General features: G+C 33.7%; 11 protein-coding genes and 1 pseudogene. 7 read left to right on the top strand and 5 right to left on the bottom strand.

Going from position 1 to position 13,730, the window contains the following annotated elements:
* A pseudogene (locus GSY47_RS25605) lies at window positions 1-1,201 on the bottom strand (IS3 family transposase); the annotation flags it as partial.
* Between the two features lie 194 nt (window positions 1,202-1,395).
* Here GSY47_RS25605 and GSY47_RS25600 point away from each other — a divergent pair.
* Window positions 1,396-2,571, top strand: coding sequence for a GlmU family protein (locus tag GSY47_RS25600; protein WP_179006566.1), 1,176 nt, complete (start codon window positions 1,396-1,398; stop codon window positions 2,569-2,571).
* Window positions 2,572-2,650: 79 nt separating this feature from the next.
* Here the strand turns inward: GSY47_RS25600 and GSY47_RS25595 are convergent, their stop codons facing one another.
* Window positions 2,651-3,094, bottom strand: coding sequence for a PepSY-like domain-containing protein (locus GSY47_RS25595; RefSeq protein ID WP_179006564.1), 444 nt, complete (start codon window positions 3,092-3,094; stop codon window positions 2,651-2,653).
* A 244-nt stretch (window positions 3,095-3,338) separates the two neighbouring features.
* Between GSY47_RS25595 and GSY47_RS25590 the strand changes: the two genes are divergently transcribed.
* From GSY47_RS25590 to GSY47_RS25580, 3 genes are all read left to right on the top strand, one after another.
* Window positions 3,339-4,973, top strand: a complete 1,635-nt coding sequence (locus tag GSY47_RS25590; RefSeq protein ID WP_179006562.1) for an ABC-F family ATP-binding cassette domain-containing protein — start codon at window positions 3,339-3,341, stop codon at window positions 4,971-4,973.
* Window positions 4,974-5,205: 232 nt separating this feature from the next.
* Window positions 5,206-6,357, top strand: coding sequence for a porin (locus tag GSY47_RS25585; protein WP_179006560.1), 1,152 nt, complete (start codon window positions 5,206-5,208; stop codon window positions 6,355-6,357).
* Window positions 6,358-6,377: 20 nt separating this feature from the next.
* The gene (locus GSY47_RS25580) at window positions 6,378-7,808 is read left to right on the top strand and encodes an anion permease (RefSeq protein ID WP_179006558.1); all 1,431 of its coding nucleotides are present in this window, start codon (window positions 6,378-6,380) and stop codon (window positions 7,806-7,808) included.
* Here GSY47_RS25580 and GSY47_RS25575 read toward each other — a convergent pair.
* The gene (locus GSY47_RS25575; RefSeq protein ID WP_244165434.1) at window positions 7,805-8,107 is read right to left on the bottom strand and encodes a GNAT family N-acetyltransferase; all 303 of its coding nucleotides are present in this window, start codon (window positions 8,105-8,107) and stop codon (window positions 7,805-7,807) included. The genes GSY47_RS25580 and GSY47_RS25575 overlap by 4 nt on opposite strands.
* Window positions 8,108-8,399: 292 nt before the next feature.
* Here GSY47_RS25575 and GSY47_RS25570 point away from each other — a divergent pair, with 292 nt between their 5' ends.
* A complete protein-coding gene (locus GSY47_RS25570) occupies window positions 8,400-9,059 on the top strand; it encodes an alpha/beta hydrolase (protein ID WP_179006556.1) in 660 nt (219 codons plus the stop codon).
* Window positions 9,060-9,359: 300 nt separating this feature from the next.
* Here the strand turns inward: GSY47_RS25570 and GSY47_RS25565 are convergent, their stop codons facing one another.
* Complete coding sequence (locus GSY47_RS25565) at window positions 9,360-9,875, bottom strand: hypothetical protein (protein ID WP_011921618.1); 516 nt, start codon at window positions 9,873-9,875, stop codon at window positions 9,360-9,362.
* Window positions 9,876-10,044: 169 nt separating this feature from the next.
* On the opposite strand from GSY47_RS25565, the gene rpmH reads away from it, so the two are divergent.
* Window positions 10,045-10,206: a 50S ribosomal protein L34 gene (rpmH, locus tag GSY47_RS25560; protein ID WP_008464848.1), complete on the top strand. Its 162-nt coding sequence runs from the start codon at window positions 10,045-10,047 to the stop codon at window positions 10,204-10,206.
* 148 nt (window positions 10,207-10,354) lie between these two features.
* A complete protein-coding gene (carB, locus tag GSY47_RS25555; protein ID WP_179006553.1) occupies window positions 10,355-13,210 on the top strand; it encodes a carbamoyl-phosphate synthase large subunit in 2,856 nt (951 codons plus the stop codon).
* 72 nt (window positions 13,211-13,282) lie between these two features.
* Here carB and yiaA read toward each other — a convergent pair whose 3' ends face one another.
* Entirely contained in the window at window positions 13,283-13,681 is a 399-nt protein-coding gene (gene yiaA, locus GSY47_RS25550) for an inner membrane protein YiaA (protein ID WP_111424582.1), read from the bottom strand.
* Between the last annotated feature and the right edge of the window lie 49 nt (window positions 13,682-13,730).

The following is a 13,730-nucleotide window of genomic DNA, read 5'->3' as shown; positions in this document are numbered from 1 at the left end:
TTTTTTGATATACAAAATTAGGTGTTTTCATTTTCAAGCTTAAATGCGGCCTTTTTTGATTATAGCATTCTATAGATTCTTTAATTAATTTATTTAATTCTACTGCTGATTTACATTTATAGATTAAAAATTCATGCTTTAAAATCCCATTGATTCTTTCTGCTAAAGCATTCTGATAGCAATCATATCCATCGGTCATTGATGGTTCAATATTGTTCTTTCTTAATTCATTCTGATAAATCTGGGAACAATACTGAAGCCCTCTGTCTGAATGATGTATAAGTGCAAGTTTGTTTTTTCTATTTTTAACTGCCATTTTCAGGGCTTTAACAACATTCTCTGCACTCATATCGTCACTTAAATGATAGCCGACAATTTTCCTGCTGAAAACGTCTGTAACTAATGAGAGATAATGGGTTCTTTCATATGATTTTACATAAGTTATATCACTTACAAAGACCTGTTCGGGCCTATGCACATTAATATCTTTTAGAAGATTAGGATATTTATGAAGCCAGTGTTTAGAAAAAGTTGTTTTAATATAACTCTTTGCAGGCTTTATAAGCAGCTGCTCTCTTTTTAAATACTTGAAAAATGCATCTCTACCGATTTTAATTCCATTTTCAGCAAAACAATGCTCCAATAAAAAATAAAGTTTTCTTGTGCCTAATCTAGGCATTATTCTTCTTTGTTTTTCAACCAGTTCCCTAACTTTGAGCAATTGTTCTTCGCGTATTAGTAAACGTGATTCATGCTGATAAATCGATTGTCGGCTTATCCCAAATAATCTACAGGCATAGGACATACTTATTCCTTTTTCCTGCCGGATGCTTCTGATGGTTTGGGAGAAAACTTTTTTCTGATTTGAGTTCCATATTGACTGTCAGAAATATCAATCATAGTATTAAGAACCATGTTTTTCAGTTTTTCATCTGCCAGTTCTTTTTCTAATCTTTTGATAATCTGTGCCGGAGTTTCTTTTGATTTTGACATAAAAAGAAGATTAGGTTTGCTCCAGTCTAAGTTACCAAATTTTCGTAACCAAACCAAAACAGTGCTTCTTCCCTGTATTCCGTATTTTTTTCTGCGCCTGCTTGTAAGTAAGTTCGCCTTTTTCTACCTGCGAAATAACGGCTAATTTAAAGCCTAAGTTGTAATCTCGCTGACTACGTCGCTCTTTTTTAAATTCTGGATTATTCATAAATAAGTCAATTTTATGTCAACTTATTTCAGGACGAGACATACATTATACAAAAGCCTTCCAAATTTGGAAGGCTTTTTTTTATGCGTTAAATATTACTTTTCGTTAAAATGGTTTTTTATTAAACCAGTAAAATATTTGTAACTTTGGACTCAGGTAACCAAATCAATATTTTAACAAACACTCAATTATTTATGAACTACATTCTTTTCGACGGCCCCGTTCGGAATGCTTTACTACCTTTTACTTTTACACGGCCTGTTGCTGATATTTTGGTTGGAATTATGACTATTCGTCAAAAATGGGAAAGACGTTTAGGTTCTACAATTACCACGATAACCGAAGATTATTTATCAGAGAAATTTCCGATGGTTGAAATGGAAGAAAATGTAATGATCAACGCTGCGTATTTACCAAATGATACTCTTGCGGAGATGGTTTCTAATTTGACTACTAATCAAGCCATATTTAAAGGTGAAGATGTAGTAGCGTTTTTTGCAAGCGAAAATCAAGAGGAAGTCGATTTCGATTCTTATGAAATTATCCAGTATAATGATGATTGTATTACTATCGAGCATACTTGGGATATTTTCTCTAAAAACGATGCTGCAATCCGTCAGGATTTTGACTTTTTAACAGAAGACCGAAAATCACAGCCAATTCCTAAAAGTGTAAACGTAATTGCTCCTGAAAATATATTTATTGAAGAAGGTGCAAAATTAGAGTTCGTCACTTTAAATGCTTCGAACGGTCCTATATATATAGGTAAAGATTCGGAGATTATGGAGGGGACTACAATTCGCGGTCCTTTCGCTTTATGCGAAAATGCAATGGTAAAAATGTCGGCTAAAGTTTATGGTGCCACAACTGTTGGACCTGGATCTCGAATAGGCGGTGAGGTCAAAAACTCAGTTCTTTTTGCTAATTCTAATAAAGGACATGAAGGCTTTTTAGGTGATTCTGTTTTGGGGGAATGGTGTAATATTGGAGCAGATTCTAATAACTCCAATTTGAAAAATAATTACGAAGAAGTAAAATTGTGGAGCTACGAAACAGAAGGTTTCGCAAAAACAGGACTTCAGTTCTGCGGTTTAATGATGGGAGATCACAGTAAGTGTGGTATCAATACGATGTTTAATACTGGAACTGTTGTTGGTGTAAGTGCTAATATTTTTGGTTCTGGATTTCCTAGGAATTTTGTTCCAAGCTTCTCTTGGGGAGGTGCTGCAGGTTTTACGACTTATGTAACGAAAAAAGCTTTTGAAACGGCACGTTTGGTTTTGTCAAGAAGAAATATTGACTTTGATGAAACGGAACAGGCAATCTTAGAACATGTTTTCGAAGAAACGAAAAAGTGGAGAAAAGATTAATCAGATAATTAGGCAATTTGAAAATTAGATAATTTTGTAACCCGACAAGTTTTTAAAACCTGTCGGGTTTATTTTTTTGTTATTTGTCAATCTTAACGAAATCTTCTTTTAAGTTGAATTTTAATTCTAAACCGTTGGTTAGTTTGGTTTCGTAACCAGAAGTTCCAATTTCTATTTTAGTAACTTGTTCTTTAGGGAAATTTGTTTTGATGTAAGAAGCAATCTTTTTCGGAATAATAGATTTTGGAATTTTGTCATTTTTACCGTCAACTTCTTTCCAGTTTCCTTTTTTGTCAAATTCAATTTCAAGCTGTTTGTCAAATTGAACCTTGTATTCTGTAGAAAGAAATTCTTTGTCTTCTAATACATAACTCGGTTTTTTTGATCCGAAATGAGTTTTTAAGAAAGTCTGTGCATTTGCAGGTAAAGTTTCTTTTTTAATAACAGTCTTTTGCGCATTCGCAGAAATTCCAAATAGTAATCCTGCAATCAGGTAAACGGTCAGTTTTAAGTTCGGTTTCATATTCTGCTTCATTTAAAATTATTATACAAGATAAGATTAAAATTTTAAAATATTAAAAAACGATTAGGGTTTCGTTTATTAGAATTTAAGGTATTATTAATTAGTAAATTATCTAATTGACACATTTCCAAAATTATCTAATTTTCAAATTGGCACATTATCTAATTAAATCTATCTTTGCAGCACGAAAAAACAGGGTAGTTCAATAAAAAGCTAACCGATTAAATAAAATTCACAAAAACAAATGATTACAGTTAACGATATTTCGGTTCAGTTTGGTGGAACTACACTTTTTAGCGATGTTTCTTTTGCTATTAATGAAAATGACAAAATTGCCCTTATGGGTAAAAATGGTGCAGGAAAATCTACACTTTTGAAAATAATTGCAGGAGTAAACAAACCTTCAACTGGAAGTATTTCTGCTCCAAAAGAAGCTGTAGTGGCATATCTGCCTCAGCATTTGTTGACTGAAGATGGTGCAACTGTTATGGAAGAGGCATCTAAAGCTTTCAGTGAGATTTTTAAAATGAAATCTGAAATAGACGAAATCAATGAGCAATTAACAGTTCGTACGGATTATGAAAGTGACGAATACATGAAATTGATTGAAAGAGTTTCAGACTTAAGCGAGAAATTTTATGCGATCGAAGAAGTGAATTACGAAGCAGAGGTTGAAAAGATTTTAATTGGTTTAGGTTTTGAACGTGAAGATTTTACACGTCAGACTTCTGAGTTTTCTGGAGGTTGGAGAATGCGTATCGAATTGGCTAAAATTCTTTTAAGAAAACCAGATTTAATTTTGCTGGATGAGCCTACGAACCACATGGATATCGAAAGTATTCAGTGGTTGGAAGATTTCTTATTAAATCAAGCAAAAGCAGTTGTAGTAATTTCTCACGATAGAGCGTTTGTTGATAATATTACCAACCGTACTATTGAAGTTACGATGGGAAGAATTTACGATTATAAAGCAAAATATACACATTACTTAGAATTAAGAAAAGACCGTCGTATCCATCAGCAGAAAGCATATGACGAACAGCAAAAAATGATTGCAGAGAATCGTGCTTTTATTGATCGTTTCAAAGGAACATTTTCTAAAACAGATGCCGTTCAGTCTCGTGTAAAAATGTTGGAAAAACTGGAGATTGTTCAGGTTGACGAGGTAGATACTTCTGCATTACGTTTAAAATTTCCACCAGCAGCGCGTTCTGGACAATATCCAGTTATTGTGAAAGAAATGTCTAAATCGTATGGAGATCATGTAGTATTTAAAGACGCAAACATCGTAATCGAACGTGGTCAGAAAGTGGCATTTGTTGGAAAAAATGGTGAAGGAAAATCGACCATGATTAAGGCAATCATGAAAGAAATTGGTGTTGATTCTGGAAGTGTTGATATTGGTCATAACGCTCAAATTGGATATTTTGCTCAAAATCAAGCGGCTTTATTAGATGAGAATGCTACTATTTTTGAAACAATTGATAGTATTGCTGTTGGAGATATCAGAACGCAGATCAAAAATATTTTAGGAGCTTTTATGTTTCAAGGAGATGATATTACTAAAAAAGTAAAAGTACTTTCAGGAGGAGAAAAAACGCGTTTAGCAATGATTAAATTATTGTTGGAGCCAGTTAATTTATTGATTCTGGATGAGCCTTCGAACCACTTGGATATGAAAACTAAAGATATTATTAAAGATGCCTTACGTGATTTTGATGGAACTTTAATTTTGGTTTCTCACGACCGTGATTTCCTTGACGGATTAGCTACTAAAGTCTTTGAATTTGGAAATAAAAGAGTAAAAGAACATTTTGAAGATGTTGCAGGTTTCCTTGCACATAAGAAAATGGATTCTATGAGAGAGATAGAAAAGTAATTTTTTAGACCTAAATAATTGAAAAGGCACAAGTTAATTCTTGTGCTTTTTTTATTTAGATTTTTTGATAACAGAATTTTAATGCAATTTTTTTTACAGCTCACGCATTTTTTTGTTATTTTAGTAATCCCATTTCGTGTTGACGGTAGGTAATTAGCTTTTTGAGAATAAAAAGCAGAATACTGATTTTGAATTCATTATATAAAAATAACATTTTATCTATTTGAAGTCTATGAGTAAAATTCTACTAATTCCGATTATTTTTTTCTTTCTTCTTACTCCAGTATTTCTGTATGCTCAAGGTGATGTTAATGCAGGAGAAAAAAAAGAAGAAAGCGAAATAAAATACCCGCAATATCAGCTCAAAGGTCTTTTACAGGCAAGGTATCTGGAAAGTTTCGGCGATAATGTCGATGTTTTAGGAGTTCATCATTCTACAGGAGATGTTACGCAGCAATCTTTTGATATTAAAAGAATGCGTGTTGGTTTAAATACCAAATTGAGCGAAGCTACAGAAGTTGTAATCTTAGTCAACTTAGCCGATTTCAAATCGGATACCAAAGGTAAAGTTCTTGAAAATGCCTATGGAAAATATACTTTTAGTAAATACATTGCTTTAACAGGAGGTCAATTTCGTCCAGCGTTTGGTATAGAAGAGCTTGTTCCTGTTGATATCATTAAATCTTTTGACTTTTCTAATCAGTATTATGAATTTGGGAAAAACGGATGGACCAGTTTCCAGATTGGAGCTTCGGCAACTGGAGCTTTTGATATTGGTAAAATCCCTGTCAATTATGCGGTTTCTGTTTTAAATGGAAACGGAAAAAATGTTGAAATGGATAAGGATAATGGAAAGCAATATTCTACAAGATGGGTTTTTGAATTATCCAAAGAACATAAAATAAATCTTGGTTTAAACGGAGGTTTCGGAAAAGTATTCAAAGAAGATGTTTTCGCTGTTGGAGCAGATATTACCAGTGATTTTAAACTGACTGACCGAATGAGTTTTGATCTTCAAATTGAATATAAACAAGGAACAAATCATAATTTATATTTTTCTCTTCCAGCTGAAAGTAGAGTTGGAGATGTTTCCAATTATCAAATGCGAGGTGTTTATTTTCTGCCTAATCTAAGATACGTAGTAAATTATAAAAAACTAACGGCATTCGAATTGTCATGTCGTTATGAAACTTTTGATCCAAGTTATAAAGTAAATTCCAATGTAAGGCAGACTTACACGCCAATGATCAGTTTGGAATTTGGAAAAGCTTACACAGGGCGAATCGAGATGGGATTTGAAATTGACAGATTCGACAGAAATGTACCAGATACGTCAACCTATAACGACGAATTATTTTTAATCCAATTACAGCTCCGACTTTAATTAATATAAAACCAGCTATTATGAAAGAAGTACAGATTCCCCAAACCCTGATTACACTTGCTGTTGGAATTGCAATTTGGCTTATTCCAGCTCCAAATGGTGTTGTTGCTGAAGCTTGGCATTTGTTTGCCATTTTCGTAGCTACGATTTTAGGAATTATTCTGAAAGCGGCTCCAATGGGAACCATGTGTATGATTGCAATTGCTTTAACAGCTTTCACACAAGTTTTGGCACCTGGAGATCCAGGTAAGTCGATCACACTGGCGCTAAAAGGTTTTGGAGATAAAGTGATCTGGTTGATTGGAATTTCGTTCTTTATTGCGAGAGGTTTTATAAAAACAGGTTTAGGAAACAGAATTGCTTTTTTATTCATTAGAATATTTGGAAAAAGTTCTTTAGGATTGGCTTATGGTTTAGGACTGGCTGATTTGGTTTTGGCGCCAGCTGTTCCAAGTAATACAGCAAGAGGAGGAGGGATTATTTATCCTATTATGAAATCTATGTCAATGAGTTTTGGATCGATGCCTGATCAGCCTGAAACCCATAGAAAATTAGGTTCCTATCTTACTTTAAACAGTTATAATATGAATTTGATTGCATCTTCTATGTTTTTGACTGGAACAGCAAGTAATCCAATGTGTCAAAAATTTGCGTTGAATTTGGGGATAAAAATTACTTGGATGTCATGGGCTATTGCGGCGATTGTTCCAGGATTGTGTGCTTTTTTTGTAATTCCGTTTGTGTTGTATAAAATATATCCGCCAGAATTAAAGAAAACTGGTGATGCTCCGCAGATTGCAGCGCAAAAATTAAAAGAAATGGGTGCTATAACCAGAAATGAGTGGATGATGCTTTTGACGTTCTTCATCTTGTTGTTTCTTTGGATGACAGGCGATTTGTTTTCAATTGATGCCACAACAACAGCATTTATTGGGTTGGTAATTCTGCTTTTAACTTCGGTTTTAACTTGGGATGATGTCAAAGCCGAAAAAGGAGCATGGGACACTATTGTTTGGTTTTCTGTTCTGGTAATGATGGCCAGTTCGCTCAATGAATTAGGTTTTATAGCTTGGTTTAGTGATTTAGTAAAAGCGCAAATAGGAGGTTTAAGTTGGCAGATGGCTTTTCCGATAATTGTTTTGGTTTATTTCTTTAGCCATTATCTTTTTGCCAGTGCAACAGCACATGTAGCGGCAATGTATGCGGCGTTGTTGGGAGTTGGAATTTCGCTTGGAATTCCAGGTTTGTTATTAGCTTTTATGCTTGGGTTTATAGGCTCGCTTTACGGAACTTTAACGCATTACGGTCACGGTCCGGCACCCGTATTCTTTGGGAGCGGTTATGTTGATCTAAAGAGCTGGTGGGTCAAAGGACTCGTGACTGGTTTGGTAATGCTCTTTATTTATATGGTAATCGGAGGGTTGTGGCTCCGTTTAATTGGGGATTTTTAAATCCTGATTCCTGGAGGAAGTAATTCCTTGTATCTTGGGTTTTTTTTGAAGAATGAAACAATCTTTGGATGAATTGGAACTACTCTGTAGTTTTTCTCAGAACTTAACTCTAGAACATTTTTAAGCAAAGCGTTAATTGCTTCTTCGTTTTCGTAAGAGTCAGGTGTGTTGATTTTGGTTAAGAAAATTTTTTTCTCTTGAAATGAGTACTCAACTGCCAGCATTCCTTCGGGTACGACAGTTTCAAATTGGCGTGCAAAAGTGTTGTCTTTGATTTCCATAGTTACAAACGTTTCCATAGTAATTTCTTGATTAGGTTATGTGTAAATAGTGAATTTGGGATCCGAAATAGTAATGAAAGAAAATTCTTTATAAGATTTTAAAGACATAATTATTTCTGATGCAAAGGTAATCATTTGATTTTCAATATTGAATTATTTTTTTAAGCTGTAAACTTTAAGACATAGCTGTTAAGTTTGTTTTTTTTGGATTTGATGAGAAATTAGGTCTGAAATTTGATTGTCATACTATTAAAAAAAGTACATTTATTCTAAAGAATAAATGTAGTAATGGTAATTTCATTTTAATGTTATGAGTAAAATTCCAGTATATTTTATGCCTGGTCTGGCGGCAAGTTCATCTATTTTTGAAAGAATTAAATTGGATGAGAATGTTTTTGAAATGTGTCTTTTGGAATGGGAAATTCCAAATCCTAAAGAATCCTTGTCAGATTATGCGCTTCGCATTAGTAAAAATATCAAGCATGAAAATCCTGTTTTAATTGGAGTTTCCTTTGGAGGGATTTTGGTTCAGGAAATTGCAAAACATATAAATACACGAAAAGTAATTATTATATCGAGTGTTAGAAGCAATTTGGAGTTTCCTAGAAGAATGAAAATAGGAAAGAGGACAAAAGCATATAAACTAATTCCAATGCAGTTGATTTTAAATATAGAGAAACTGGCCAAATTTTCTTTTGGAGAAAAAGTAAATAAAAGAATTAAGTTATATGAGAAATTTCTAGCTGTTCGTGATTTAGGTTATCTACAATGGGCAGTAGAAACTGTAATCTTATGGGATCGAGATAAAATTGACGAAAATGTAATTCATATTCATGGAGATCAAGACGAGGTTTTTCCAATTAAATATATTGATAAATGCATTTTGGTAAAAGGAGGAACTCATATTATGATCTTAAATAAATATAAATGGCTGAATGAGAATTTGCCTTCTATTATATTGGAGGATTAAAATTTATTTTTTTTAAACTCCAAATTCCAAAATTTTGATTTGAGATTTCTTTGTCAAAGTTTTAAATTTTGATAAAGATTTAGATTAAAGTAAACACAAAGCTTATCTTTCCGAGCAAAGTCGAAGGGTCTCATGCTTAATCTATTCAGTATTTTTTTACTTTACGTGTCCTTTGACTTCGCTCAGGAAGACACATAAAATGAGAAAAATCTAAAATCTAAATTCAGTAATCTAAAATAAAAAATCCCAAACTCCTTTTGGAATTTGGGATTTTATATATTGAAAATTGATTCGAAGAATTTAGATTTTCTTCATTTGTTCTTTCATCATAGAGATTTGCTCTTTCAGCATACCTTGTTTGTCTAACTTTTTAGCTTCGTTTAATAAGTTAGTCGCTTCAAGCTTTCTTCTTCGAGACATTGCAACTCCAGCAAGGTTTAATTTAGCTACAGCTAAATCCATATCCATTGACAGTCCAAGTTCGATTGCTTTTTTGAAATGTTTCTCAGCTTGGTTGATATTGGTTTGAGATAACATGATACCTTGTAAATAATTTAAGTATCCTTGTTGTTTTCTTACTAATGCTCCTTCTGGATTTTTGATATATGATAACCATTTATTTGCACCTTCGAAGTCTTGTTTTCTTAATTTAAGGAAGGCTAAAAGGATAAATTCGTTTTTAAAATAAAGAAAAATTGGAATAGCAGTTAATAAAATAAGGAATATACCATTCCCAATATTACTCTCTGTAAATTGCCAAATGCCCGCTACGACTAGAAGTCCGGCCAAAATAAGTTTAATATTTTTATGAAACATAATTAATGTAAATTTGTGATTGCAAAGATAGTAAAAGGAATTAAAAATATTTTTATAAAAGTACTTGCCAGAAAAAAAAGTCTTTGTATATTTGCACTCGGTTTTTGAACAACGATATCCAAAACCAAATAAACGAGTTAATAGATACCATTTTTAAAGATACAAAGCAATGAGCAAAAGAACATTTCAACCATCGAAAAGAAAAAGAAGAAATAAGCACGGATTTATGGACAGAATGGCTTCTGCGAATGGAAGAAAAGTTCTAGCGCGTAGAAGAGCAAAAGGAAGACATAAATTAACTGTTTCTAGCGAGCCTAGACACAAAAAATAATGTTTGTATAAACATACATAAGGCGATTACTTTTTTAGTATCGCCTTTTTTTATACCTTGTCGGTAAAAAATTTCGCAACATTCTAGTTTAGAATAGACTACGAATGTTTTTTCAAAGTACTTTATATAACTACACAATACATAAAAAATGCCTAAAGACACATCAATTAAATCCGTTTTAATAATAGGTTCAGGACCTATTGTTATTGGTCAAGCTTGCGAATTCGATTATGCGGGATCTCAATCTGCACGTTCGATTCGTGAAGAAGGAATTGAAGTTATCTTGATTAACTCAAATCCAGCAACAATTATGACCGACCCATCTATGGCCGATCATATTTATTTGAAACCTTTAACGACAAAATCGATTATTGAAATTCTTAAGGAACATCCACAAATTGATGCTGTTTTACCTACAATGGGAGGTCAGACTGCTTTGAACTTGTGTTTGGAAGCTGAGGAGAAAGGAATCTGGCAGGATTTCGGAGTAAGATTAATCGGTGTTGATGTAAACGCAATTAATATTACTGAGGATAGAGAGCAGTTTAAACAGCTTTTAGAAAAAATTAAGGTACCAACTGCACCTGCAAAAACGGCTACTTCTTACTTAGAAGGAAAAGAAATTGCTCAAGAATTTGGTTTCCCGCTTGTAATTCGTCCTTCGTTTACACTTGGAGGAACTGGAGCAGCTGTGGTTTACAAGAAAGAAGATTTTGATGAGCTTTTAACAAGAGGTCTTGAAGCTTCTCCAATTCACGAAGTTTTAATTGATAAAGCTTTGATGGGATGGAAAGAATATGAGTTGGAGCTTTTGAGAGATAAAAATGACAACGTTGTAATTATCTGTTCTATCGAAAATATGGATCCAATGGGAATCCATACTGGAGATTCGATTACAGTTGCTCCAGCAATGACACTATCGGATACAACTTTCCAAAAATTACGTGACTACGCTATCTTAATGATGAGAAGTATCGGAAATTTTGCTGGAGGATGTAACGTACAATTTGCAGTTTCACCAGACGAAAAAGAAGATATCGTAGCAATCGAGATCAACCCTCGTGTATCTCGTTCTTCTGCTTTAGCATCAAAAGCAACGGGTTATCCAATTGCTAAAATTGCTTCTAAACTAGCTTTAGGATATAACTTAGATGAATTACAAAACCAAATTACAAAATCGACTTCGGCTCTTTTTGAACCAACTTTAGATTATGTAATCGTAAAAATACCACGTTGGAACTTCGATAAATTTGAAGGTTCTGATAGAACTTTAGGACTTCAGATGAAATCTGTAGGTGAGGTTATGGGAATTGGACGTTCTTTTCAAGAAGCATTACACAAAGCGACTCAATCTTTAGAGATTAAGAGAAATGGTTTGGGTGCTGATGGAAAAGGATACAAAGATTACGAGCAAATTATCGAGAAACTGACTTATGCAAGCTGGGATCGCGTTTTCGTAATTTACGATGCAATTGCAATGGGAATTCCGTTGAGCACCATTCACGAAATTACAAGAATCGATATGTGGTTCTTGAAACAATATGAAGAGCTTTATACTTTAGAAAAAGAAATTTCAAACTACAAAGTTTCAAACCTTCCTAAAGAATTATTGCTTGAGGCGAAACAAAAAGGTTTTGCAGATAGACAAATCGCTCACATGATGAGTTGTCTGGAAAGTGAAGTACACACTTTACGTACAGATATGAACATCAACCGTGTATTCAAATTGGTTGATACTTGTGCGGCTGAGTTTAAGGCAAAAACACCATATTACTACTCAACTTTTGAGGCTGAAATTGAAAAAGCAAACGGAGAACGTTTTGTAGATAATGAAAGTATTGTAACCGATAGAAAAAAAGTGATCGTTCTAGGCTCTGGGCCAAACAGAATTGGGCAAGGAATTGAGTTTGATTACTCTTGTGTACACGGAGTTTTAGCAGCAAAAGAATGTGGTTACGAAACGATCATGATTAACTGTAATCCTGAAACGGTTTCTACTGATTTTGATACGGCTGATAAATTATACTTCGAACCAGTTTTCTGGGAGCACATTTATGACATTATTCAACACGAAAAACCAGAAGGTGTAATCGTTCAGTTGGGTGGACAAACAGCGCTTAAATTAGCAGACAAATTATCTAAATACGGTGTAAAAATCATCGGAACTAGTTTTGATGCACTTGACTTAGCAGAAGACAGAGGACGTTTCTCAGATTTATTAACTGAATTACACATTCCTTTCCCAAGATTCGGAATCGCTGAAACAGCTGACGAAGCTTCAAAATTAGCTGATACTTTAGATTTCCCTCTTTTAATTCGTCCTTCTTATGTATTAGGAGGTCAGGGAATGAAAATTGTAATCAACAAAAAAGAGCTTGAAGAGCACGTTATCGATTTGTTGAAAGCAATTCCAGGAAATAAATTACTTTTAGATCACTATTTAGCAGGAGCAATCGAAGCTGAAGCTGATGCAATCTGTGATGCTGATGGAAATGTTTACATCATCGGAATTATGGAGCACATTGAGCCTTGCGGTGTTCACTCTGGAGATAGTAACGCAACATTACCTCCTTTCAACTTAGGAGAATTTGTAATGCAGCAAATTAAAGATCATACGCATAAAATTGCTAGAGCTTTAAAAACAGTTGGTTTAATCAACATTCAGTTTGCGATTAAAGATGATACGGTTTACATCATCGAGGCAAACCCAAGAGCTTCAAGAACGGTTCCGTTTATTGCAAAAGCTTATGGTGAGCCTTATGTAAACTACGCTACAAAAGTAATGTTAGGCCATAATAAAGTAACTGACTTTGATTTCAACCCGAAATTAAACGGATATGCTATCAAACAACCAGTTTTCTCTTTCAGCAAGTTCCCGAACGTAAACAAAGCGTTAGGGCCAGAAATGAAGTCAACAGGAGAAAGCATCTTGTTTATTGATGACTTAAAAGACGATCAATTCTACGAATTGTACTCTAGAAGAAAAATGTATTTGAGTAAATAATCTCAAATTCTAGTATAAAAAGAAAAGCTCCAATGAAAATTGGAGCTTTTTGTATTTTAAACAGTTTTAAGCTTATTCGTTTTGACCGAAGTTCATATTGTCTCTAGTGTTTTTCTGAACCGAAATGGCACCAAACAAGGCTAATAAGAATGCAAAAGCATAAAATCCTTTTTCGCTTGGAAGAATCGTGGCATTCCAAAGACCAACTACTAAAAGAACGATTGAAAGCAACGTTCCAAACCAGCAGATTCCATAATAAATATCAGTTACTGGAAGTTTTTCAAGACGATCTCTGACACTTTTTTGTAATGAAACTACGGCGAAAAGTCCGAACATTAGAACTGTAAAATAATATCCTTTTTCATTTAAAAGCATTTCTGCTCTGGCAAGTCCAACAATAAATCCGATTGTTCCTGCTCCAAGAGCAACCCAAGATGCCGCAATAAAGGCATTTGATGTTTTTTGTATCATATTAATTCTGGTTTAATTAGGTTTTGAGATTTGATTTTTTTGGCGAATA

Origin of the sequence: Flavobacterium quisquiliarum, from assembly GCF_019308285.1 — a bacterium.
GTDB lineage: Bacteria > Bacteroidota > Bacteroidia > Flavobacteriales > Flavobacteriaceae > Flavobacterium > Flavobacterium quisquiliarum.
This window is presented reverse-complemented; position numbering and strand designations above follow the sequence as displayed.

Coding starts and splice junctions, on each gene's coding strand:
- GSY47_RS25565 (WP_011921618.1), bottom strand. CDS start 9,875: ATGTTTCATAAAAATATTAAACTTATTTTGGCCGGACTTCTAGTCGTA.
- GSY47_RS25570 (WP_179006556.1), top strand. CDS start 8,400: ATGAGTAAAATTCCAGTATATTTTATGCCTGGTCTGGCGGCAAGTTCA.
- GSY47_RS25600 (WP_179006566.1), top strand. CDS start 1,396: ATGAACTACATTCTTTTCGACGGCCCCGTTCGGAATGCTTTACTACCT.
- carB (WP_179006553.1), top strand. CDS start 10,355: ATGCCTAAAGACACATCAATTAAATCCGTTTTAATAATAGGTTCAGGA.
- GSY47_RS25580 (WP_179006558.1), top strand. CDS start 6,378: ATGAAAGAAGTACAGATTCCCCAAACCCTGATTACACTTGCTGTTGGA.
- yiaA (WP_111424582.1), bottom strand. CDS start 13,681: ATGATACAAAAAACATCAAATGCCTTTATTGCGGCATCTTGGGTTGCT.
- rpmH (WP_008464848.1), top strand. CDS start 10,045: ATGAGCAAAAGAACATTTCAACCATCGAAAAGAAAAAGAAGAAATAAG.
- GSY47_RS25595 (WP_179006564.1), bottom strand. CDS start 3,094: ATGAAACCGAACTTAAAACTGACCGTTTACCTGATTGCAGGATTACTA.
- GSY47_RS25575 (WP_244165434.1), bottom strand. CDS start 8,107: ATGGAAACGTTTGTAACTATGGAAATCAAAGACAACACTTTTGCACGC.
- GSY47_RS25590 (WP_179006562.1), top strand. CDS start 3,339: ATGATTACAGTTAACGATATTTCGGTTCAGTTTGGTGGAACTACACTT.
- GSY47_RS25585 (WP_179006560.1), top strand. CDS start 5,206: ATGAGTAAAATTCTACTAATTCCGATTATTTTTTTCTTTCTTCTTACT.